16 protein-coding genes and 1 tRNA gene are annotated in these 21,937 nt (G+C 71.6%); 7 read left to right on the top strand and 10 right to left on the bottom strand.

Annotated features, from left to right (window positions below):
• Window positions 1-16: 16 nt before the first annotated feature.
• Window positions 17-1,891, bottom strand: coding sequence for a potassium channel family protein (locus AC07DA_RS11880; protein WP_479127000.1), 1,875 nt, complete (start codon window positions 1,889-1,891; stop codon window positions 17-19).
• Window positions 1,892-2,072: 181 nt separating this feature from the next.
• On the opposite strand from AC07DA_RS11880, the gene AC07DA_RS11875 reads away from it, so the two are divergent.
• The 6 genes from AC07DA_RS11875 to AC07DA_RS11850 all read left to right on the top strand — a co-directional run bounded on the left by AC07DA_RS11875 (window position 2,073) and on the right by AC07DA_RS11850 (window position 7,899).
• Window positions 2,073-3,182 (top strand): permease, encoded by a 1,110-nt coding sequence (locus AC07DA_RS11875; RefSeq protein ID WP_479126999.1) that lies wholly within the window; start codon window positions 2,073-2,075, stop codon window positions 3,180-3,182.
• Window positions 3,179-3,883, top strand: coding sequence for a TIGR03943 family putative permease subunit (locus tag AC07DA_RS11870; protein ID WP_479126997.1), 705 nt, complete (start codon window positions 3,179-3,181; stop codon window positions 3,881-3,883). Before AC07DA_RS11875 ends, AC07DA_RS11870 begins: the two co-directional genes overlap by 4 nt.
• 66 nt (window positions 3,884-3,949) lie before the next feature.
• On the top strand, window positions 3,950-4,360 hold the full coding sequence (locus AC07DA_RS11865; RefSeq protein ID WP_479126995.1) for a Pycsar system effector family protein: 411 nt from the start codon (window positions 3,950-3,952) through the stop codon (window positions 4,358-4,360).
• A gap of 247 nt (window positions 4,361-4,607) precedes the next feature.
• Window positions 4,608-5,126 carry an SRPBCC family protein gene (locus AC07DA_RS11860; protein WP_479126993.1) on the top strand — a complete coding sequence of 173 codons (519 nt, stop codon included), beginning with the start codon at window positions 4,608-4,610 and terminating at the stop codon, window positions 5,124-5,126.
• A 41-nt stretch (window positions 5,127-5,167) separates the two neighbouring features.
• Window positions 5,168-7,468, top strand: a complete 2,301-nt coding sequence (locus AC07DA_RS11855; protein ID WP_479126991.1) for an FdhF/YdeP family oxidoreductase — start codon at window positions 5,168-5,170, stop codon at window positions 7,466-7,468.
• 77 nt (window positions 7,469-7,545) lie between these two features.
• The gene (locus tag AC07DA_RS11850; RefSeq protein WP_479126989.1) at window positions 7,546-7,899 is read left to right on the top strand and encodes a hypothetical protein; all 354 of its coding nucleotides are present in this window, start codon (window positions 7,546-7,548) and stop codon (window positions 7,897-7,899) included.
• Here the strand turns inward: AC07DA_RS11850 and AC07DA_RS11845 are convergent.
• From AC07DA_RS11845 to AC07DA_RS11815, 7 genes are all read right to left on the bottom strand, one after another.
• On the bottom strand, window positions 7,893-9,176 hold the full coding sequence (locus AC07DA_RS11845; RefSeq protein WP_479126987.1) for a hypothetical protein: 1,284 nt from the start codon (window positions 9,174-9,176) through the stop codon (window positions 7,893-7,895). The genes AC07DA_RS11850 and AC07DA_RS11845 overlap by 7 nt on opposite strands.
• A gap of 1,544 nt (window positions 9,177-10,720) precedes the next feature.
• Window positions 10,721-11,992, bottom strand: coding sequence for a TIGR02679 family protein (locus AC07DA_RS11840; RefSeq protein ID WP_479126985.1), 1,272 nt, complete (start codon window positions 11,990-11,992; stop codon window positions 10,721-10,723).
• Entirely contained in the window at window positions 11,989-16,227 is a 4,239-nt protein-coding gene (locus AC07DA_RS11835) for a TIGR02680 family protein (protein ID WP_479126983.1), read from the bottom strand. Before AC07DA_RS11835 ends, AC07DA_RS11840 begins: the two co-directional genes overlap by 4 nt.
• Window positions 16,224-17,549, bottom strand: coding sequence for a TIGR02678 family protein (locus tag AC07DA_RS11830; protein WP_479126981.1), 1,326 nt, complete (start codon window positions 17,547-17,549; stop codon window positions 16,224-16,226). The genes AC07DA_RS11835 and AC07DA_RS11830 overlap by 4 nt, the downstream gene beginning before the upstream one ends.
• Window positions 17,546-19,174, bottom strand: coding sequence for a TIGR02677 family protein (locus AC07DA_RS11825; RefSeq protein ID WP_479126980.1), 1,629 nt, complete (start codon window positions 19,172-19,174; stop codon window positions 17,546-17,548). The genes AC07DA_RS11830 and AC07DA_RS11825 overlap by 4 nt, the downstream gene beginning before the upstream one ends.
• Window positions 19,175-19,414: 240 nt before the next feature.
• Window positions 19,415-19,621, bottom strand: a complete 207-nt coding sequence (locus tag AC07DA_RS11820; protein WP_479126977.1) for a hypothetical protein — start codon at window positions 19,619-19,621, stop codon at window positions 19,415-19,417.
• A 146-nt stretch (window positions 19,622-19,767) separates the two neighbouring features.
• Window positions 19,768-19,986, bottom strand: coding sequence for a hypothetical protein (locus AC07DA_RS11815; protein ID WP_479126975.1), 219 nt, complete (start codon window positions 19,984-19,986; stop codon window positions 19,768-19,770).
• Between AC07DA_RS11815 and AC07DA_RS11810 the strand changes: the two genes are divergently transcribed.
• A complete protein-coding gene (locus tag AC07DA_RS11810; RefSeq protein WP_479126974.1) occupies window positions 19,985-20,269 on the top strand; it encodes a hypothetical protein in 285 nt (94 codons plus the stop codon). The two genes, AC07DA_RS11815 and AC07DA_RS11810, sit on opposite strands and share 2 nt — an antisense overlap.
• A 666-nt stretch (window positions 20,270-20,935) precedes the next feature.
• Here AC07DA_RS11810 and AC07DA_RS11805 read toward each other — a convergent pair.
• Window positions 20,936-21,009, bottom strand: a tRNA-Pro gene (locus tag AC07DA_RS11805).
• A 47-nt stretch (window positions 21,010-21,056) separates the two neighbouring features.
• Window positions 21,057-21,827, bottom strand: coding sequence for a Pr6Pr family membrane protein (locus AC07DA_RS11800; protein WP_479126972.1), 771 nt, complete (start codon window positions 21,825-21,827; stop codon window positions 21,057-21,059).
• Window positions 21,828-21,937 lie beyond the last annotated feature (110 nt).

Here is a 21,937-nt window from a genome sequence, read left to right as displayed (position 1 = left end):
GAGACACCGCTCGGCGTCACGCCCCGGTCCGCTCCCGCCGCCTCCGCCCCAGCAACTCCGCCAGCCCCCGCCGCGTCGCCGCCAGCACCACCCGGTCCCCGGCCCCGAGCACATACGTGGGAGGCAGATCCCACACCAGCCCCGATGCCGCCCCCCGTTCCACACCCGGCGTCGAGGGCGCCGTGTTGAGCGCCAGCACCCGCCACGCCCCGGCCCGGAAGGCCTCCCCCACCGTCCGCCCCTCCAGCTGCGGATGCCCGCCCACCTCCAGCTCCGCGAACAGCAGCACCCGCCGCTCCACCGGAATCGCCCCGAGGATCTGCCGCCCCATCATCGCCCCGGCGAACGCGGGCGCGGCCAGGTGCGACACGCTCCGGCTCCGCGTGAGGGCCGACGGGTGGGCGGCCCGGAGCGTGCGGTACACGGCGGTCGCGAAGTCGTCGTCGTACAGCCGCAGCACCACCCGCAGGTCGGGCCGCACGGACCGGGCGTACAGCGACGCCTCCAGGTTCGTCGTGTCGGCGCTGGTGAGCGCCAGCAGCGCGTGCGCCCGGTGGATCTTCGCCGCCTCCAGCACGCCCTCCTGCGTGACGTCCCCGAGCACCACCGGCACCCGCAGCCGCCGCGCCGTGGCGAGCCCCCGCGCCTCCGGGTCGGACTCCACGCACACCACGGGGATGTGCAGCTCCCGCAGCCGCGTCAGCACGCGCGTGCCGATCTTCCCCAGCCCCAGCAGCACCACGTGCCCACTGAGCCCCCGCGGCGGCTTGCGCAGCGCGGACGCGCTGCGGAACGTCCCCAGCGCCTCCAGCACCGCCGCCAGCAGCACCGGCAGCAGCAGCAACCCGACCAGCCCGGACAGCAGTTGCAGCACCTGCCGCCCGGTCGAGTCGTGGTACGCCGGGTCGTTGATGCCGAACAGGTCGAGCAGCGTCACGTACGTGGCGTACAGCGGATGCTCCCCGGTCACGACCATCAGCGCGACGGCGAGCGCGAGCACACACCCCACCAGACCGGCCAGCGACCACCGCAGCCGGCGCGAGAACAGCGAGCCGATCGGCGGCACACCGCCCCGCCCCGAGGGCAGGGACGGCCCGGAGTACGACACCTGCTCCAGGACCACGGTCCCGCGCCCGGTCGCCGACGCCACCGCCGCCTCGTCCGGCAGGAGTCGCGGCCCGTGCTCCCCGCTGCCCTCGGAACCGTCCGCCCCGGCCGGGTCGTTGCTCGTCGCGGACAGCAACGCCAGGGTGCACAGCCCGGGATCGGCCACCTCGCCCGGCCGAGGCGGCTGCCGCTCCACGGCCCGCAGCACGAGGCCTTCCGTCTGGACGACCTTGCTGGTCCCGACGAGGGCGGTGGCGGCCAGCGCGGGCGCGGCCGTGTCCGCGTCGGAGAGCACGGTCGTCGAGGCGTCGAGTCCCGCGGGCCCGGACCCGGTCCCGGCGGCCAGGGCGGCCGTCTGGTCCAGCAGTTCCTCGATGTGCTGTCCCAACCGCCGGTTGTACAGGCGCAGGACGAGACGCAGGCGTGGGTTGAGCCGGCGTGCGGTGAGCGCGGCGCGGATGTTGGTCTCGTCGTCGTCGTACACGAGCGCCAGCGCGGCCGCCCGGTCCGCGCCCGCCTCGCCGAGCACGGCCTCGGTGATCTCGGCGGCCTCCACGACCTGTTCGGCCGGGGCCGGTTCGGCGCCGCCCGTGCCCGTGCGGCCGGCGGCCGTGTTCACGAACCGGTCGAGCAGCGCGGCCGACGCGGCCCGGGCGCGTCCGACCACCGGCTGGCGCACCCGGCGCCCCGAGGGCGGCACGACGAGCGTGACCTGTTCGCCGTAGACGCCGCGCAGTTCGGCGGCCAGCCGGTGCGCCAGTCCGTCGTCACCGCACACGATCATGTGCGTGGCGAAATCACCTGGCCGGCCTTGGTTCGGAACGCTCCCCACGGGGAGAAGACTGCCGCACCGGGGCGGCCGGTTCCAGAACGGGACGGTGCCGCGTGAACGCCGGGGCCGCACCGCCCGTAAGCAGGGGGAGGGGAGGGACATGCCCTCGCGCACCACCGGAGGTACCGGGCCCGTGGCCACCACGAAGACCGCCCCCACCGACCCCGGGGACCCGCACGCGGACGCCGACACGGCGCCACGCCCCGACGGGGACGGCGAAGGCCGGGTCAGCGACAGGGACGAAGGCCAAGTCGGGAACAAGGACGAAGGCCCGGGCAGGGACCGGGACGAGGCCCGGCACCTCGACTCCCCCCTCCTGCTGACCCTGTTGCTGCTCACGGCGGTGATGTTCCAGGACCCGATCCGCGGCGCCCTGTCCGCACCGGTGACGCAGAGCTGGATGACCGTGTTCGTCGCGGTGCTGGTCCAGGCGCTGCCCTTCCTGGTGCTGGGCGTGCTGCTCTCGGCGGTCATCGCGGTGTTCGTACCGCCGTCGTTCTTCGCCCGGGCCCTGCCCGGGCGCCCCGCCCTGGCGGTGCCGGTGGCGGGCGTGGCGGGCGCGGTCCTGCCCGGCTGCGAGTGCGCGTCCGTGCCGGTGGCCGGGGCGCTGGTGCGCAGGGGCGTCACCCCGGCGGCGGCCCTGGCGTTCCTCCTCTCGGCGCCCGCCGTCAACCCGATCGTGCTGACGGCGACGGCCGTGGCGTTCCCCCAGAACCCCGAGATGGTCCTGGCCCGTTTCGTCGCGAGCCTGCTGGTGGCCTGCGCGATGGGCTGGCTCTGGCACCGCGTGGGCCGCACGGACTGGCTGCGCACCCCGGCCCGGACCCCGTACGACGGTCAGGGGAAGGGCGCGGCGTTCTGGGGCTCGGTCCGCCACGACGTGACGCACGCGGGCGGTTTCCTGGTCGTGGGCGCGATGGCGGCGGCGACCCTCAAGGCGGTCGTACCGGCGGACTGGCTGGCCCTCGCCGCCGGTCACCCCGTCCTGTCGGTCCTGGCCCTCGCCGCCCTGGCCGTGCTGCTGTCCCTCTGCTCGGAGGCGGACGCGTTCGTCGCCGCCTCCCTCACCCAGTTCTCCCTGACGGCCCGTCTGACGTTCCTGGTCGTCGGCCCGATGGTCGACCTCAAGCTCTTCGCGATGCAGGCGGGCACCTTCGGCCGCGCCTTCGCCCTGCGCTTCGCCCCCGCGACCTTCGCCCTGGCCGTCCTCGTGGCGGCCCTCACCGGAACGGTCCTGCTGTGAACCGCCTCGCCCAGTCGGCCCTCCTCTTCCTGCTCGGCTCCACGCTCGTGCACGCCGGCACCACCGACCTGTACCTGCGCTACGTCAAGGAGGGCCTGCGGCCCCTGGTCCTCCTGGCGGGCGCGGTCCTGATCGCGACGGCGGCCGCGACCCTCTACTACGACCGCCGCGCCCCCGCCCGGGAACACCACCACCACGAGCCCCGTGTCTCCTGGCTGCTCACCCTCCCGGTCCTCGCCCTGATCCTGGTCGCCCCGCCGGCCCTCGGCTCCTACAGCGCCTCCCACACGGGCACGGCCCTGACGAAGCCCCTCGGCTTCCCGGCCCTGCCCGCCGGCGACCCCCTCCGCCTCACCGTCGCCGACTACGCGGGCCGCGCGGTCTACGACGAGGGCCGCTCCCTGCGCGGCCGCGACCTGAAGATCACCGGATTCGTCACCCTGGACCGCGAGGGCACCCCGTACCTGGTCCGCATGGGCCTCAACTGCTGCGCCGCGGACGCCCAGCCGGTCAAGATCGCCCTCACCGGCGAGGTCCCCCCGGTCCTGCGCCCCGACACCTGGCTGGAGGTCACCGGCCGCTACACCCCCCGCCGCACCGCGGACCCGGTCAACGACGGCCCCGTCCCGTACCTCGAGGTCACCGCCTCCCGCCCGGTCCCGGCCCCCTCCGATCCCTACGACGAGTCGTGGAACACCTGACGCCGCCCGTAGTAGAAGAGCCCCTGCCGGGTACCCGGAAGAGCCGCTGATCAGCGAGGGGGACGCATGACCGCACTCGAAGACGACAGCACCGCGCGACTCGACCCCGATCCCCTGACCCGGGCCCGGGAGCGACTGGCGAAGGCCGACAGCAGAGCGGAACTGACCCTGGCGGCGCTCGGCGCGGCCCTGACGGCCCTGCTCGGCGCGATCACCGTGGGCGCCATCGCGCCCGGCCAGTACGCGGTGGTCCCGCAGCTCCTGGTCTGGTCCGGCTGCGCGGCCTGCGCCCCGGCACTGGTCCTGCTCGGCCTGGCGTCCCGGCCCCGCCCCGGCTCCACCGCGGAGATCCACCCGGAGTTCCTGCGCCGCGCGACGTCGCTCAAGTACCGCCGCATACGCCTGGCGACGACGTGGGGCGTGGCGTTCCTGGCCCTGACCCTCGCGGGCACGCTGACCGGGATGCTCCTGCCCTGAGCGGCCCCGGGGCCCCGGCGGCCCGGACGCGGCCTGCTCCGGGCCGGTTAGAGCACGGTCGATCAGGGGCACCCGACGGCCCGGCCGGGGGCACGGCCGGAAGGCCCGGCCGGGACGGGCCGCGCGGAGCTCGCGACGTGCGCGTCACCGGACGTGCGGTGAGACTGGACGTGCGGTGGGACTGGACGTGCGGTGAGACTGGACGTGCGGTGGGACTGGACGAGCGGCAGCCGACGATGGGTGGGCCATGCACAGCGTTGAGGAATCGATCCAGGTCGCGGTCCCGGTGCGCACCGCGTACAACCAGTGGACGCAGTTCAAGAGCTTCCCCCGGTTCATGGCCACGGTGAGGAAGGTCGACCAGATCAAACCGGCCCTCACCTCCTGGACCATCGGGGCGGGACCGCTGCGCGGCGAGTTCAGGGCCGAGATCGTGGAGCAGGAACCCGACTCCCACCTCGTCTGGCGCGGCCTCGACCGCCACCCCGCCCACCGCGGTGAGGTGCGGTTCGAGCCCACGGCGACAGGCGGCACGGCGGTCACCGTACGGATGGAGATCGAACCGCGCGGCGCCGCCGGACTGCTGCCCGGCGTCACGAGCCTGGCCGGCCGCGTCGTACGCGCGGAGCTGCGGCGCTTCAAGGAGTACATCGAAGGGCTCGGCGAGGAGAGCGGAGCCTGGCGGGGCACCATCCGGGACGGCCGCCTGCGCCGCGGTGAACCAGAGCGGCAGGAGAGCGGAGTCCCCTGCTGGCCCGTCGGCTGACCTCGGGAACAGCCCGAACAGCCTGAACGAGAGGCGATCCGATGACGAAGGCGCCCGGCGAGGAGCCGGACGAGACCCTGACCGTGACTCCGCCCAGGACGTGGGCCGCGGGCGTGCCCGCCGTGGCGCACGCGCTGGAGTACTCCCTGGAGGAGACGTCCGCCCGGCGTGCGGGGCACACCCTGCTGACCATGAACCAGGTGGACGGCATCGACTGCCCCGGCTGCGCGTGGGCCGACCCGGCCCCCGGCCACCGGCACCGCAACGAGTACTGCGAGAACGGCGCCAAGCACATCAACGACGAGGCGACGACACGCCGCGTCACCGCCGGCTTCTTCCGCGAGCACCCGGTCTCCGAGCTGGCCCGGCGCTCCGACGCGTGGCTGAACCAGCAGGGCCGGCTCACCGAGCCGATGGTCAAACGGCCCGGCTCGGACCACTACGAGCCGATCAGCTGGAACGACGCCCTCGCGCTGATGGCCGACGAACTGACCTCGCTCGACTCCCCGGACGAGGCGGTCTTCTACACCTCGGGCCGGGCCAGCAACGAGGCCGCCTTCACCCTGCAGCTGTTCGCCCGGGCCCTGGGCACCAACAACCTGCCCGACTGCAGCAACATGTGCCACGAGTCCAGCGGCTACGCCCTGCACGAGACGCTGGGCACCGGCAAGGGCACGGTCAGCCTGCACGACCTGCACCACGCCGACCTGATCTTCCTGGTGGGGCAGAACCCCGGCTCCAACCACCCCCGGCAGCTGTCCGCGCTGGAGCAGGCCAAGCGCAACGGCGCCCGCGTCATCGCGGTCAACCCGCTGCCGGAGGCCGGGCTGCGGCGGTTCAAGAACCCGCAGAAGCCCCGCGGGGTCATCGGCCGCGGCACCCGGATCGCCGACCGGTTCCTGCACATCCGGGGCGGCGGCGACCTGGCCCTGTTCCAGGGCCTCAACCGGCTCCTCCTGGAGGCCGAGGACGCCCGGCCGGGCGAGGTCCTGGACCACGACTTCATCCGCTCCGACACCAGCGGCTTCGAGGAGTTCGCCGCACACGTCCGCGCCGTCGACTGGGACGACGTCGTCGCCGCCACCGGCCTGCGGCGCGAGGAGATCGAGCAGGTCCGCGACGAGGTGCTGCGCAGCGAACGCGTCGTCGTCTGCTGGGCCATGGGCATCACCCAGCACAAGCACGCCGTCCCCACCATCCGGGAGATCGTCAACTTCCTGCTGCTGCGCGGCAACGTCGGCCGGGCCGGCACCGGTGCCTGCCCGGTGCGCGGGCACAGCAACGTGCAGGGCGACCGCACCATGGGCATCTGGGAGCGGATGCCGGACAGCTTCCTCGACGCCCTGCGCCAGGAGTTCGGCTTCGACCCGCCGCGCGCCCACGGACTGGACTCGGTCAACGCGATCAGGGCCATGCGCGAGGGCCGCGTCCGGTTCTTCCTCGGCCTGGCCGGCAACTTCGTCCGCGCCACGCCCGACAGCGCGGTCACCGAGGAGGCGATGCGCACCTGCCGGCTCACCGCCCACATCTCCACCAAGCTCAACCGCTCCCACACCGTCTGCGGCGAGACCGCGCTCATCCTGCCCACGCTGGGCCGCACCGAGCGGGACGTGCAGGCGAGCGGGGAGCAGTTCGTGACGGTGGAGAACTCGATGAGCGAGGTCCACACCTCCCGAGGCCGCCTGCGCCCCGCCTCCCCGCTCCTGCTCAGCGAGATCGCCATCCTCAGCCGGCTCGCCCGCCGGACCCTCGGCGACACCCCCGACATCCCCTGGGAACGGTTCGAGTCCGACTACGGCGTGATCCGCGACCACATCTCCCGCGTCGTCCCCGGCCTGCACGACTACAACACGCGCGTGACCCGTCCCGGCGGCATCCCGCTGACGAACCCGGCCAACGAGGGCGTCTACTCCAACGGCGTCGGCAAGGCCCTGTTCACCCGCAACGCCTGCGAGGCACCACGCGCCCTTGAGGGCCACCTCCTGCTGCAGACCCTGCGCTCCCACGACCAGTGGAACACCGTCCCGTACACGTCCAACGACCGCTACCGCGGCATCCACGGCAGCCGCCGGGTGGTCCTCGTCCACCCCGACGACATCACCGCCCTCGGCCTGACCGCCGACCAGACCGTCGACCTGGTCAGCGTCTGGCCCGACGACGTCGAACGCCGCGCGGAGGACTTCCGCGTGATCTCCTACCCCACGGCCCGCGGCTGCGCCGCCGCGTACTACCCGGAGACCAACGTGCTGGTCCCCCTGGACAGCGTGGCCGAGGGCAGCAACCAGCCGACGTACAAGTCGATCGTGGTCCGCCTGGAACCGACGGCGCAAGCGTCCGGGTAGCTGCCGGGCCCGCCCTCTTGCCGTGGCGGCCGGACCGTGGCTGACTGGCGACGGCGCCGAGGGGAAGTGGGGGCGGCATGGGCCACTGGGTCGTGATCGCGCAGTACTACACCGACGTGTTCCAAACCGAGTTCGTCTGCCGCGGCCTGGACACGAAGGACGAGGCCCTGCGGGCCCTCCGCACCGCCCTGCCCACGTGGCGGCCGAGCAAGAACATCATCGAGAAGCGGCGCCGCGTCTACCGCTTCGCGGACCAGGAGTCCTACCTGGTGGTGATCAAAGGCAGGCTGTCGGAGTGGGAGTGCACCCTGCGCGTCGCGGAACTGATCTCCGACACGACCGACCCGTCGGTGTCCGAACGCACACCCGGGAACGACGGCACCGCAGAGCCGGCCGACGAGCCACGGGACCGGATCCCGCCCGGCTACTGACGCGCGGAGCCGCTGTCTGACGTGACCCGCGCGCATTCCTGCGCGCCGTCGGGCCGCGGAACGGCTCTCACCTGATCGGCGTCGATCCGCAAGGGCTTGCCGGCCGGGTGGTTCCACAGCACCAGCTGGCCATCGGCGACGCCGAACGAGACGTAGGGCACGCCCGGCCTCAAGGTCCCGCCCTCCTCGGTCAGCTTGCCGGCCGGAACAGTGGGGACGACGCACGTCCATTCCGGGCTGATGCCGAAGTACGGAGGTGGTTCGGTCCCCCGGGCGGCGGCTCGTTTCAGCTTGTCGGCCGCCGCGGCCGGTGACTCCAGTGTCGTTGTGGCGGCCTCGGCCAGGGCCAGCGTGAGCAAGAGAGCGGCGACCACGCCGGCTGTCACGCTGCGCGGGCGGATGAAGTGGAAGTAGCGCAGGATTCCCCACCCGGCGGCCACGAACAGGATCGCGCCGAAGAACAGCCACAGGAGCTTCACCGCGGCGGCGAGCTGCCAGATGCTGCTGACCGCTGTCTCGGCGGGAGTCAGATCGAGTTCGTCGGCGTAGACGTCGTGCAGCAACCCGTCGGTGAGCGGAAGCGCGGCTACCACCAGGGTGGCGAGCAGAGGCAGCACGCTGGCGATCAGCACCTGCCACTTCCATCGGCGGCCGAGCAGCACCAGACCCACCGTGTAGAAGGTGATGGCCGCCGTCACGACCACCTGCATGGTCGTCATACCGATGATCCACCCCGGTATGCCGAGCGCGACGACCACCGCGAGCACGGTCATCACCGCGGCGCCCGCCGCCGATCGCAGCCGAGTGCTTGCCATCGGCAGTGCGAGTGCGTTCCACCAGACCACACACAGGCAGGCAAGGGCTGCCAGCCAGCACAGGGCGGCTCCCACGGGCGCGGCCTTCTGCGCGAGGTCCACCAGGAGGGTCGTGGCGAACCACGACCCCAGGATGCGGGTCAGCGCTCGGTTGAGGGCGTTCTCTCCGTGCTGCACGGTCCCCGGGCGCCCCCGGCCGTCAAGGGGGCGGACGTCGATGTCGTCGCGTGCGGTCATGCCTCGGACCAGCTCCAGGGCCGCGGCCTTGCTGCCGTGGACCCTCACGCGCACGTCGAAGAATCCCCATCGCATCGCCCCACCGGAGAGGGCCTTGCGCAGCCACCAGAGGGGCTTCGACCAGGCACGTGCGCGCGGAGGGGGCGTGGCCCAGTCCCGGAAGCGCGTCGTGTGTGCCTGCCACTGCGGCAGGATCGTCCGGTCGGCTTCCTCATGCCGGACCATGCGGTCGTGGACGACGGCCTGTGCTGCCCTGCCCAGTCCGGCGATGAGCCAGGAGGCCTCGCGGTCGGCACGCCAGGGCGAACCGGTGACCGGGACGTCGACCCAGAGAAAGCGGGAGTCCGCGGAATCGGCGCCCACGGCTCGCCGGGCTATTCGGCGTTCCCTCGGTGCCGGCTCCTGGTACGTCCACCCCCTGGTGCGGAGGTGCTGTTCGACCTTTTCCCACGTGGCCGGACCCCCCTGGATCTCCACCAGAACGGACAGAACGCAGTCAGGACCCGCCGGGGCCATCGAGAGCCTTTCTCTTCCGACTTCTGAGCGACGCGGAAGTGAGACTCCATCACAACGACAACCGGGAAGGGAACCCCGGCCAGTGAGGTGGTCCGCTCGGATCCTCCGAGCCAGGGACACGTGCCATCCCGCGCCGGGGAGCGGGGCGGCAGCGCCGGCCGTACGGCGGTCAGGACGGTGCGGCAGCGACTTCCCCCGTCACCGAACGCTACGTCCTCGACCTGGCTTACACCCGCGAGCCCGAACCCGTCGATGAAGACGAGAGAGGTCGTTGCAGTGGTACGGATGACCAGAGGCCCGCCAAGCGCGAAGCTGTTCCAGGCTTCGGCGAGCTGGTCCTCGGGGGAGTCGTCGGTGAGTTGGTCGAGGGTTGGTGGTGTAGTAGTCGGCTGCTGCCTGGCGGTTCTGCCACCAGGCGTGACCTTCATAGACACCGGGGCGGGGCAGGGCGATCTCGTCGGCGGGTCCGCGGTCGAGTTGACCGACGACCAGGACGCCTGTCCCGCATTCGAGGCTGACGTCGGTGTGCCCCTCGGCCTCGGCGGGCGGGGCGGGTGGGGTGTCCCAGATGCGGATCGTCATCTGGACCTTCATGTCCGGTTGCAGGCTGAGGAGGTACAGGTGGTAGCCGTTGCCGGCCACCACCTGTGTCTCCGCGGCGTCCATGGCTGCTTCGTCGCCGAGGCAGGCGTCCGCGTCGTAGACCTACAGCACGCGGCGGCCGGGGGTGGCGGTGACGTTGTGCTCGGCGAGAAGCGCCATGGTCAGTGGTGTCTTCCTGCTAGCCGGTGATCTTCACGTGGAAGGGGTCGCGGTCCAGGACGCGGTTGAGGGTGTACGCCCGCTCCTGCTGCTGCCATCGCTCTCTTGGCCGGTCACAGCAGCCAGGCCACCACAGAGGCGCTCTACCGGAAGCGGCTCCGACGCGTGATCACGAAGGGAGCGGCAGCGATGGACGACATCCTCGCCGAAGATCAGGAACGGGCATGACAGAGGGCCTGGCGTCACTTACCCACCAGGCCCTCTGACCAGCGTCGGGGTGGCGGGATTTGAACGAACCCACGACCTCTTCGTCCCGAATGAGGATCGGTTGGGGAGCCTGCCAGCTTCGATGGCGTTTCCGCAGGTCGGAGCGGTGGGTTTGGTTGGTGTCGCGTGGCCTGGAAGGGGTGCGGGGAGCGGGTTGGCTCCCAGATGGGCTCCCAGCACCGGGACTCCTATCCTGAGCATCTGTCGCGTGTCCCAGGGTATTCCTACGCCCGACCCGACAAGTCGTTCACCAAAAGGTCGAGGGTGACCTCCTCATGGAGCGCGACCCCGAGAGCGGTCATGGCAGGAGCGAGACCCGGGTCCCAGACCGCGTTGACGAGCTGGCCGTCGAGCGGCAGCTGAGGGATCCCCTCGGCCTGGCTTCGAGCGGCCAGGTGCTCGTAGTCCTCGGCGCCCATGCGCCATGGCCGGGCTCCGTAACGGCGGATGATCCGGTTGGCCAGGGCGATGCCTGGCCAGTCGAAATCGCCGTGGTACGCGAAGCGGCAGCCGGTGGCGGCGAGGGCGTCGAGGAGTGTGAGGACCACCGTGGCCGCGCTGCCGGACGTGCACACCAAGGGCCGGACGCAGGCCGCGTCCGCCGCAGCTTCTACGACGCGCGGATTCTCACAGATGTGGACCACTGCTCCGGCAGGTAGTTGCAGCTGCAGTTCATGCAGATCGCGCGGCGTGAGGTGGGCTTCGGCGTGATGGTCAGCCCGCTCCCGCAGGGCCTGCTCCCGCCAGCCCCCGCCGACGGGCCGCAGCCCGTAGGTCAGCACTGTGCTGGAGACCTCGTCCGGTGTGACGGCCACCAGACGCCATAGTGCGCGCCGGCCAGCCGCGTCGCCGGGAAACTCGGTGCCGTGGGCGAGGGCGATGCCGCGTTGGACGAGGCGCGCGAGCCAGGTGCCATCGTCCAGACCGTGCGCGGACCCGGTCGCCAGGGCGGCGAGTTCTCCTCGGCCTCGGGTGCCACCCCGCTCCGGGCCGAGCAGTACGGTGAGGACCTGGACGGCCTGCTGAAGCGTGCGTACCGCCGTTTCGGGTGTCACTCCTCTCGGTACGCCGGTACGGCGGAGCAGGTCGTACCACCGGCCGGTCCACTCCTGGCCGGCGAGTGGAGAGGCGTCCAGCGCCGAGGCGAGCGCCGACCAGACGTGCTCGCGTCGTGCCGTGATGCCTGCGCGGACGGCACGGCGGTCGGCGAGGGGAGGGCCCAGTTCCTCCAGGACCTCTCTGAGCCCGAGTCCGGCCGCCGAGGCGCGCAGCCGCGTGTCGAGCGCATCGAGGCGCACAGTCACGTCAGCACGTGTGACAGGTTTGCCCAGCAGGAGCGACAGGTCGTTGCGTTCCTGGGTGCTCACTGAGGTCAGCCGGAGGGAACCGGTGGCCTGCACGCCATTGCTTTCCAGGCGCTTGCGTACGGCTTCCCAGAGCCGGGTGAGCCCGGGACCGGCCAGCCAGTCCCGTGTCGCCGCGGGCAGCTTGCTCATACGGACACCAGACGCCGGTGTCGACCGTTCCAGGTGTAGTGCAGGGTGGCCACCCCGCGCACATGGGGGTCACGGAGGCACTCGTAGATGTGCAGGGACGGCACCTCCGGCCAGTTGCCCATGAGCCGTTCACTGGTGAGGACGAAGTCGAGATCGAGATCGACGAGGATCCGCCCCAGTCGCCCATGGGTGGGTTCGTCGACCTTGGCGAAGGCGTCGTCGAGCAGGATCAGCCGCGGAGCGTGGGGTGCCGACTCGGCGAGGCTGGTGAAGTGGGCGGCGGCCGCGGCGAAGAGCACGAGATAGGACAGCACCCGCTGCTCGCCCTGGCTGAGCCCGGTGCGGCCGGTCAGTTTCCGCCGCCGTCCAGGAGCGGCGTCCTCGACCACGAAAGTGTGGAAGCGGAACCAGTCGCGGTAGTCCAGCGCGGTCCGCAGATGGGCGGCGTAACCGGCTGACGGATCGGCACGTCGGGCATCCTCGATCCGGCGTTGCAGCACCTCGCGGAGCTGTTCGGTCTGCTCACGCGTGCGCAGGCTCGACGGACTGCGCAGCAGCTCGACAGCCGCCCGCACGTCCGCGTCCACGTCCTCGTCCAGCTTCCACAACAGCTCCACGCCGAGACCGTGGGAGGTGCGCACGGTCCGCAGGGTGTCGTTGAGAGCCGCGACCAGGTTCGCCGCGGTGATGACCTGGGCCGAGAGATGGTCGCCGAGCTCGCCGGTCAGGAACCGCTGGAACACCTCACGTTCGCGCTCGGTGAGCCGTCCCCGGGCCTCTGCCGCCTGGACAGCGATCCGCTCGCCCACGGCCGCGACGTCGTGGGAACCGTGGTCGTCGATCAGGCGGCACACCTTGATCCCGTCTCGTTCCTCCAGTTGCGCGTCGTAGCCGCCGGCCAGTTGGTCGCGCAGGTCGGTGTGCCGGTTGAGCAGGGTGCTGTCCGACACCTCGCCTTTCGGGCGGCCGAGGGCCTGCTGTACCGCGTCGGCCAGTGCCTGTAGCGCGCGCAGACGGCTGCGAACGTCCGAGCCGGGATCGTCCGCCACGTCCCCGGGCAGTGCGGATCGGTCCAGCCCGGCGCCGCGCACCACCTCCGGCCGGCCGAGTGCGCCGCGAAGGGCGCCGCCGGTTGCGATGACCGCCGTCTCCTGGGCGGCCAGGTCCTCGCGCAGGCGCTTCTCCTCCTCTTCCGCGCGCACGCGCCGGTCGTGCAGGTCGTTCCGCATGCGTTGTGCCGCCGGGACGGCCTGGGCGGCGTGCGCGATGCGCTGTCTGGCTTCCTGCTCGCGGGTGAGGATTCCTTCTTCGGTCGCCCCGATGGCCTCCTCGCGGGTGCGCAGGTCCTGTTGCGCGGTACGCAGCCCGGTGAGGCGGAGCCGGTAGTTCTCCTCCGCGGCCAGGCGGTCGCTACGGGCGCGTTCGTACCGGTCGGCATCGGCGTGATGGGCGCCGAGCCGCTCGCCCGTGCCGCTGACCGTCCTGCGCAGACGCCCGATGCCGGTGAGCAGGGCAGCCAGCGCGGTGCGTACGGGCTCCAGCTCGACGGGGTTGCTGGGCAGGTCATGGGCGGTGGCGGTGGCGTCCGCCTCGGCGCGTGCGGCCACGGCGAGAGCGCGGGCCTGCTCGGCCAGACGTGCCGCGCGGGTCGCCTTGGCGGTCAGGTCACGCAATGTCCTCTCGTCCGACTCGGCTCTGCTCCAGGCGTCGGCGAGACCGCGTGCCCGGGGAAAGTCCTGCTCCGCGAGCCTGAGGGCCCGGCGCCGGGCGTCGGCCTCGGTGAGTTCGTGACGGGCGTCGGCCAGCCGCTGCTCCGTGTGCGTGAGCCGCTCCTCCAGCTCGGCAAGGATGCGCCGCCGGGTCTCGGCGCGTACAGCGGCTCCCACGTACTCGGCGTCACTCTTGTGGTGCCGGCCGCGGAGGATGCCCAGACGCCAGCTTCCGTCGTAGTACACCGCGTCATGAGCGGTCGTTTCCTCGGCCGGTGCGAGCGCGATGGCGGCCAGCAGGTGCTCCACCTGCTCGGACGTGACCCCGCAGCCAGGCTGGGGTGCTGGGCGCAAGGCCGAGGCGAGGGACGGTGGGTCCGGCAGCGTGGGCCCCGGGCGCAGCAGAGTGTCACGAGTGCCGGCATCGACAAGAGCACCGTCCGCGCCGACCCAGGCGTCCAGGATCCCGCCGGCTTCCAGCGCTGCTTCCAGACCGGCCCGATGCGCGGGGCTCAGATCATCCACGAAGTCCACCAGCCGGTAGAAGGGCGCCCCGGTGCCCGGTGTCCTTCCGGCGACGCGATGGTAGGGGACCGGCGGCTCGGGATCGGTACGTCGCTCCCAGTCACGCTTCTGACTCGCCAGGCGGCCGAGTTCCTCGTCGAGCCGGCCGACGGTGAGGGCGAGGGCGTCGCGGCTCCCGGTGAGTTCCTCGCCGTACGGCTCCAGTGCGGCATGGGCGGCCTGCCACGCCTGGCCGTCGATGTCGGGCGGGAGCGTGCGGTCCGCGAACGGGGCGTCGGCGGAGCTCTCACAGGCGACCGCTGCGTGGACGGCGTCCAGTGGCGGGCAGTCGGACCCGACGGCGGCCCGCGTGCGTGTGACCCACTCGGCGACCCGGCGGGCATAGGCACCACTCGCCTCAGCGATCTTCTCGCGGTCGGCGTCGAGACGGCCAGCGGCCTCTTCCGCCTCGCCCTCCAGCCGTTCCCGCTCGGTGTCGGCCTGCTCCGCCCGGCTTCGGGTCTTCTCGGCCTGCGCGGTGAGGCGCGTCACCTCCTGGACCATTCGGGTCCGGTTCTTCACGACCGTCTCGGCGTCCTCCAGCTGCCCCTGCCAGGACAGCAGTCCGTCCTGCACCGCCGCCGTGTCCACACGGACGGCCGACCGGTGCTGCACGTTGTGCGTCTCCCCGTCCGGAGCGGTCAGCTCGGTCTCGACGGTCTGGGAGCGGACCGTGCGGGGCAGAGCGACTGCCTCGCCGAGATGGCCGGTGGGAAGCCCGGCCTTCTCCGCCTGTGTCAGCAGTTCCCGGTGTTCAGTGCTGAGTTCGGCGAGCCGGCTGCCGAGGTGTTCGACACCGTCGGCCAGCCGCTCGGCCGCGCCTTCTTCTGCGCCGTGTGCGTTGCTGAGGGCGGTGAAGGCGGCCACGGCGGCGGTGTGCAGCGCCTCGACGGTGGTGCGGCGTTCCGACAGTTCGCGCAGACTACGGTAGGCGTGGCTGGCGTGCAGGGCGGCGAGGTCGGTCCGGGCGGCTTCTTCCTCTTCGCGCAGGGTTTCCAGCCGGGCTCCCGCCTCCTCCTCCCGCGTCCGCAGCTCGCCGGTCCGCTGTGCGGCGTCTCCGGCCGCCCGGCGTCGCTGTGCGAGGACCTCCAGCTCCCGGCTCACCGCCTGCGCGCAGGTGCGCAGGACGCCGGACAGGTAGCCGCGGTAACTGGTGAGGAAGGTACGCAGCGCCGTATCGGTGCGCTCCAGGCGGCCGAGTTCGTCGCGTACGGCGTCGAGGTCGTGGAGGTTGCGCGCGACCTTCTCGACCACGTCCTCGTCGAGTCCCGGCAGGGTCTCGCTCAGCAGGGAGGCCAGTCCACCGTGCTCGATGCGGTCCCCGACGGTGGGCCGCCGCAGCCGGTGGAGGAGCTGGGTGAGGTTGCGGTAGCGGGTCGCGTCGGTGATGCCGAACAGTTCCCGGGCCACTCGCGCGCGGTGGACGACCGCGCGGTCGGTGACGTTGTCGGAGCCGACGATCTCCTTGAGCCGGTCGATCGGCAGGGGCCTTCCGCTCTCGACCAGGTGCAGGTCCTCACCGACGCGCAGCGGGGTGACGAAGAACGCCGGCAGCGCCTTCTGCGTCGACTTCGAGGCGCGGATGGCGGCGCCGAGGGTGAGGTGGCGGTGGTCGCCGCCCTCGGTTGTGCCCCGGAATTCCACCCACAGGTAGCCGAGGCGGTTGGTCTGCTCGAACCCGTCCAGCATCAGCCAGGCGAGGGTGGTCCTGCCGGTGCCTGTCGCGTCCAGTGCCCTTGAGTCGCCGTCCAGCAGATACGGAAGCAACATCTCCAGGGCCTTGGACTTGCCCGCGCCGTTCTTGCCGCGCAGGAGCAGCCGTCCGTCGCCGAAGGCGAACTCCTCCTCGTCGTACTGCCAGACGTTCTGGATGCCCGCGCGGTGCAGCCGGAAACGGGTGCCGGCGGTCGTCGCGGGGCCGGAACGCGGCAGGGGAATGAGGCCATGCGCATCGGTGGTCACAGCGGCAACTCCTCTTGGACGTCGAGTCCCTTGCTGGCTGCGGTGGCCGGGCGCACGGTCACGTGGGTGGCGTAGCGTGCCGCTGCGGCCAGCAGCACCCAGCCGTCGCCGCCGGGACGTGCCTCACGGACATCGGTCACGGTGCGTCCTTCCAGTGCTTCTTCGGCGTACCCGTCCGGCAGTCCGTCTCCCTCGGCGCGCACCGGGCCGGTCCGGGCCATCAGCCGCATGCGGGCCAGCAGGTCCAGCACGGCCTCCCGCAGGGCGGGGATGTCCTCCAGGTAGCCGCGCTGCCAGTTGCTGCGCTGTCCGTACTCGGCGACCAGTCCGGCCAGCAGCTCGTCCACGAGGCCGTCCGGGACGGCCACGCCGATGACGAGCGTCCCCCCGGTCGCCGGGTGTCCGGGCTCCTGCGGCCGAAGCCGCTCCACGAGACGTTCCACCAGCAGCAGCGCGGCCTGCGCGACCGTCCCCGTACCCGGCAGGTGCAGATCCGTCAGCTCGTCCTCGGGGTCAACCAACGCCACTCCCTCGGCGCGGATCTCCATCTCCAGGCCCAGAAGTTCGGAGAACGCCTGCGCTTCCCGGCGCTGCCGGGTGCGCAACCAGTCGCGTTCGGCGTCGGTCAGCTCGTCGAGGTGGACGACGGGTGTCTCGACGAGCATCCGGCGCACATAGGTGCGAGGTCCGCCGAACCCCGGGTCCGCCGCCCGCCGGACCAGGTCGGCGCCGTCGCGTGCCTGGGCGAGCGGCCCGGCGACGACGACGCGGGCCAGTTCCCGATCGACCGTGATCAGGGCCTCTCCGCCCGCTTCCTGCGCGAGCGCGGCCACATGGCCTTCGGTCTCGATCAGGACGCCCCACTCGACGAGCTGCCGCAGCGCCGCGACCAGGGTCCGTTTCCCGGCCGCCCTGCCCGTCTCCTCCAGCTCGACCTCCGCGTCGGCCGCGGCGGCCCGGATGTCGGCCACCAGCTGTGACAGCAGCAGTTGTTCGGGGGCGGTCACCAGCACGGACAGGGCCAGCGCGAGGCAGGCGTACGTGTGCGGGGTGAAGGGCGTGCCGGTGGAGCGCTCCAGCCGGTGTCCTGCGCCCGCCCCCAGCCCTGCTTTGAACAGCCGGGCGTAGGAGCTGTCGACCAGCAGACGGTAGCCGAGCACCTGCTGGAACCGTTTGCCCAGCCAGTCGGCGTGCCTGCGGACCAGCGGGAAGAGGTCGGCGTGCGGGCCGTCCGAGGTGACCAGCGGATGGGCAAGCAGCAGTCGGGCGGCGCTGCGGCGCTCGGCGGCCAGAGCCACGTCGTGTGCCGAGGGGAGGGTCATGACACGCTCACCTCGGCATCGCCACCGGCCGCGGTGGAGGAGGTACGGCCGACGTCCAGCTCCAGGTCGTCCAGCAGCAGGTCTCCGTCGGCCGAGTGCAGGACGCACCGCGCGCCTGCCGTGCGTCGCACGGTGAGCCGGATGCCCAGCTCGGCGTCCTCACTGTGCGCCTGTTCGAGGCCGAATTCCGTCGCGCCCACCCCGTCCGTGCCAGCGCGACGCCTCAGCTGCGCGTTCCCGAGTGCGGTGGCCAGCAGCTCGAGAAGCAGACCGAGCGCTGCGGAGGTGAGCCGTACCTCGGCGAACCGGCCCGAGGCGCTGCGCAGTTCGTCCGCCGCCGCTGCCCTGGCCGCCGCCCGCTCACAGGCTGCCTCCCGCAGCTGCCGCTTCTGCGCGGAGTGGTCCTCCACCGCGGACGTCCGGCCCCGCTGGGCGCGGCTGCCCCTTTCCCGCAGGGCCACCGGCACCTCGACCACCGGCCCGGTCCACCAGCTCGTGTAGGCGGGCACCACCTCGTCGGTGGCCGGGGGTATGCCCAGATGGCGAGCACCGTAGAGCCCGAAGGCGGCGACGGCGATGTCATGCGCGTCCTGCGGCGCCGCTTCCTCGAACCACCGGGCCAGCCGCAGCAGGTCCTTGCGCCGGGACATCTCCCCGGTGGCCGACCGCAGCATCCGCTTGGCGTTGGCGAGCAGCGACTGCAACGCGCGGAGGGTGGCGTCCCGCAGTTGATCGACCTGGCTGCCCTGCCCGTCGGTGTCGCTGAACCAGCCGCGCAGGCCCTCCCAGTCCGCGAACTCGCGCCCACGGCTGCGCTGCACCCGTGTCTCCAGGCGGCCGTCGCTCTGCGGTGACAGGCCGGTGAGACCCTTTGCGTGGGCGTCCAGCCGGGCGAGCAGACCCGGGACGTGCGGCCACAGCGTGTCCAGTGCCGCCGAGATCCGGGGCGCGCGGAATGCCACGTCTTCAGTGATCGCCTCGACGTAGTCGAGGAGCAGCTCCTTGAAGCCCTGGTACTCGGCGCTGTCCAGGTCGTACCGGGCCAGCACTTGGCCGAGGTAGGCGTAGAAGTCCCGGATGGAATCCGCGAATTCGGTGAACTGCACGAACAGCGTGCTGACCCGCTCCAGCCCGTCCTGCGGTTCGATGCCGCCGGGCGCGGTCACGAGTTCGGCCAGCTCCCTGAGCCCGCGCTCGACCAGGGCGAGCAGCTCGTTGCTCACCTCGCGGGCGGCGTCCGCCTCGGCCAGGACACCATCGGCGTCACGCTGGATGCGCTCGCCCAGCTTCGACAGCTGGTAGCGCGCGCGGGACCGCTGGTACTCGCTGATGCTGGACGCTTTCACGGTGTGGCTGCTGCGCAGCAGGTTTCCCCACTTCACCAGCTGTTCCAGCCGGACGGTGAGGGTGTCGGCGTCGAGCCCGGCGGCAGGGCCGTCGGCCTGGTGCAGCTTCGCCAGGACGTCCGGGACGGCCAGGTCCGCCAGCAGGGTCCCGCAGAAGACCCGCATGATCGCCAGGTGCTCAAGCCGCTCGGGGGCGCTGAGGTAGGTGTAGGCGTCCAGCCGCCTCCGCGCCTCGTCATCGCCGGCGTCCGGCGATGTGCCGGGTGCGGGTGTCTTCATATCGTGAGGTTACGTGGGGTATCCGGGTGTTGGTGGCGTGTCGTCGTAAATGCTCCTGCGCGGACAGGCGCCAGGGCTAACCGGACCCGTCGGCGCTGTGTGTGGTTCCACCCACGGCCACGTGGACGACGCGCCGCCGCTGGCGAGGAACTCCATCGGCAGACCTGGCCGGACGGCGGCTCCGTGGTTACGGGGGTGCACCAATCAACCGGGGAGGCACGTGGTGGACCTTTTCGCCGGTCACTCCGCCTTGGGTGACAGCAACCATGTCTCCGCGTCGCTCAAGAACTCGCCCATGGCGCCGAGGGACATCGGCGACGACTCGTACTGGGCCGAGAGGTTGACCTCGTACAACTTGTAGGCGGGTTCGGTCTCCCGCGCCGCAGCACACGCCGCCGCCAGCGCCCGGACCGCACGCCCGCGATCGCCGGCTTCCACCGCCTCCACGAGGTCCGGCCACAGCGTGTCACCGATGTAATCGACGAGTTCCCTGAGATGGGTCCCCGCCCGAGGGCGCGCTCCTTGATCGCTTCCTGCTCGGCGTCGGCGCGGTCTTCGGCCCGCTGGAGTCCCGTTCGTCAGGGTCCGACCAGTCATGGTCCCCCCCCCCAGACTTCTTCCCAGCGCCGCTCCGCCCGCGCCAGGTCGGCCTGGAAGTCGCGGTCCAGGTCCTCCTGCGACAGGCGGGGGTGTTCCCATGAGTCGCCGTTCTCGAACAACGACAGCGGCAGAGTGGGATCGGGCACGGGTTCGTCGTCGCGCAGGGCGGTGAGCAGCAGGACGGCGTCGATCGCCGGCAGGACCTCCTCCATGTCCACCAGGCCTCGCAAGTGGGCGAGGGACTCGCTCGACGGTCATGTAGTCGTACTCGGCGATCTGGTTGTCGAGATCACCATGAATGTCAAGGACGGCGCTGCCGATCGTCTCGATCTCGTCCATGCGCGTGGCTATCTCCGTGTCGAGACGCTCCACGATCTTCCGCAGCTCGCGGACGTTCTCGACCTCTTTCTCGAGTTCGGCCACTGCTTTCGCCAGATCGCCCATCTGTGTCCCCTTGTCTCGGCGGTCGCCGCGTTGTCTCTGGAGGCAGGGTAATGACGAAGGTTGCCCAGTCCGTTGGCATCTGGCCATGGGGACGGGCGTCCCCTGGCTTGCGTGGTCACACATTGTCCACGTAACAGGAAGCAAGGGCTGCTGGTTGTCTGATAACCCCGGTTATCGAACAACGCGAGACGTGAGGATCCCATTCGTCGTATCGTTCTGGGACGCCGGTTCACGAGCCGCAGAGGCGAAGCTGTGGCCTGCACACATCGTGCTCGCCCTGGTCGAACGGCAGTACCCCCTAATGCGTGCAGATCAGTCGCGGATGCCTCCGGGCAGGGGAAGTATGCAGACTCGCCGCTGTCGCCGTAGGCGGGTGGCCGAAGACAGGACGGGGCGCGCAGCTCCTGCTCACTGTGTGCCCGGCAAGGGCGGCAGAGTCGGTCAGTTAGCCCAATTCGACAACATGGCTCCAGTGCTTGGGGCGCCGTCCGGGCGACTGCGACATCAGACTTCTCGACCCACCGGAGGAAGTCGGTCCGGGACACGAGTCGGCCGCTTGAACGTGAGTCGACTGCACTCGGAGGCGTCGAGCTCCTGAGGAGCGTCACTGCGCTCCTCGGGAGCCGCATTCCGAAGTCGGCTCCCAAAACGGCCCCAGGAACCACTCAGGGGCCCGACCCGCGATGCGGATCAGGCCCCTGACCTGGTACTTCACTGTCGGGGTGGCGGGATTTGAACCCACGACCTCTTCGTCCCGAACGAAGCGCGCTGCCAAGCTGCGCTACACCCCGATGTCGCTGCTGTCGCGGCGACGACGTTTACTTTAGCCCACCGGTGGCTAGAGACGAAATCCGGTTTTGCCACGGCGGCGCATGAGGGCCGGGCGGGCGTGGTCGAGGGCCACGAGGAGGAGCGCCAGGGCGTAGATGGACAGGCCCAGGAGGAGGGCGTTGCCGAGCACCTGCTTGTAGCCGTCCTGGCCGACGTCCAGGAACGGGTAGAGGTAGCGGTCGGGGGTGCCCGGGAGGAGCAGTTCGCCGCGGGCGAAGGAGAAGGCCAGGTAGGCCAGGGGGTACAGCAGCCAGCTCGGGGCGTGGCGCAGGTGGAGGCGGCCGGGGCTGGTGAGCAGGAGCCAGTCCAGTACGGCCGCGAACGGCGTCACGGTGTGGAGCGTGTGGTGGGCCAGGGCCTGCAGGCCGGTGGGGGCGGCGGCCTCGCCCGTGGGCGTGAAGGGGCTCGCCTCGTTCGCCAGGAGCAGGTGGTGAACGAGGGCCGCGACGACGACGTAGAGCAGGGTCGCGCCCAGGAGGGAGCCGGGCAGGGGGCGGGCGGCCGTCCACGCCCGGCGGGCCGAGAAGGCCATGACCACGGCCAGCAGGGCGTTCGCCTGGATCGTGAAGGAGCCCGCGACCCGGGACGGGTCGCCGAGGAGCAGTTCGAGCGTCACGGCAGCGGCCGCTGCGAGGGCGACCAGCAGGCGGTAGGCCGCCGCCGCGGGGCGGCGGACCGGTGTGACGACGGCCGTGGCGGGGACGGGGGTGGGCCGGAGCGCGGGCTTGCGTGGGATCGCGGGGAGGTCCGGGATGTCCCTGGGTATCGGGGCTGTCATGCCCTCACGCTGACAGAAACGGACAAAGGGGGCTATGTGGGCGCCGCTGTGTGGGTTACCCCGACGCGGTTACACCTCATGCCGTCACGCCCGTCGTGCCCCGGCTTCCG

This window comes from Streptomyces sp. NPDC044921, assembly GCF_056432865.1.
This window is presented reverse-complemented; position numbering and strand designations above follow the sequence as displayed.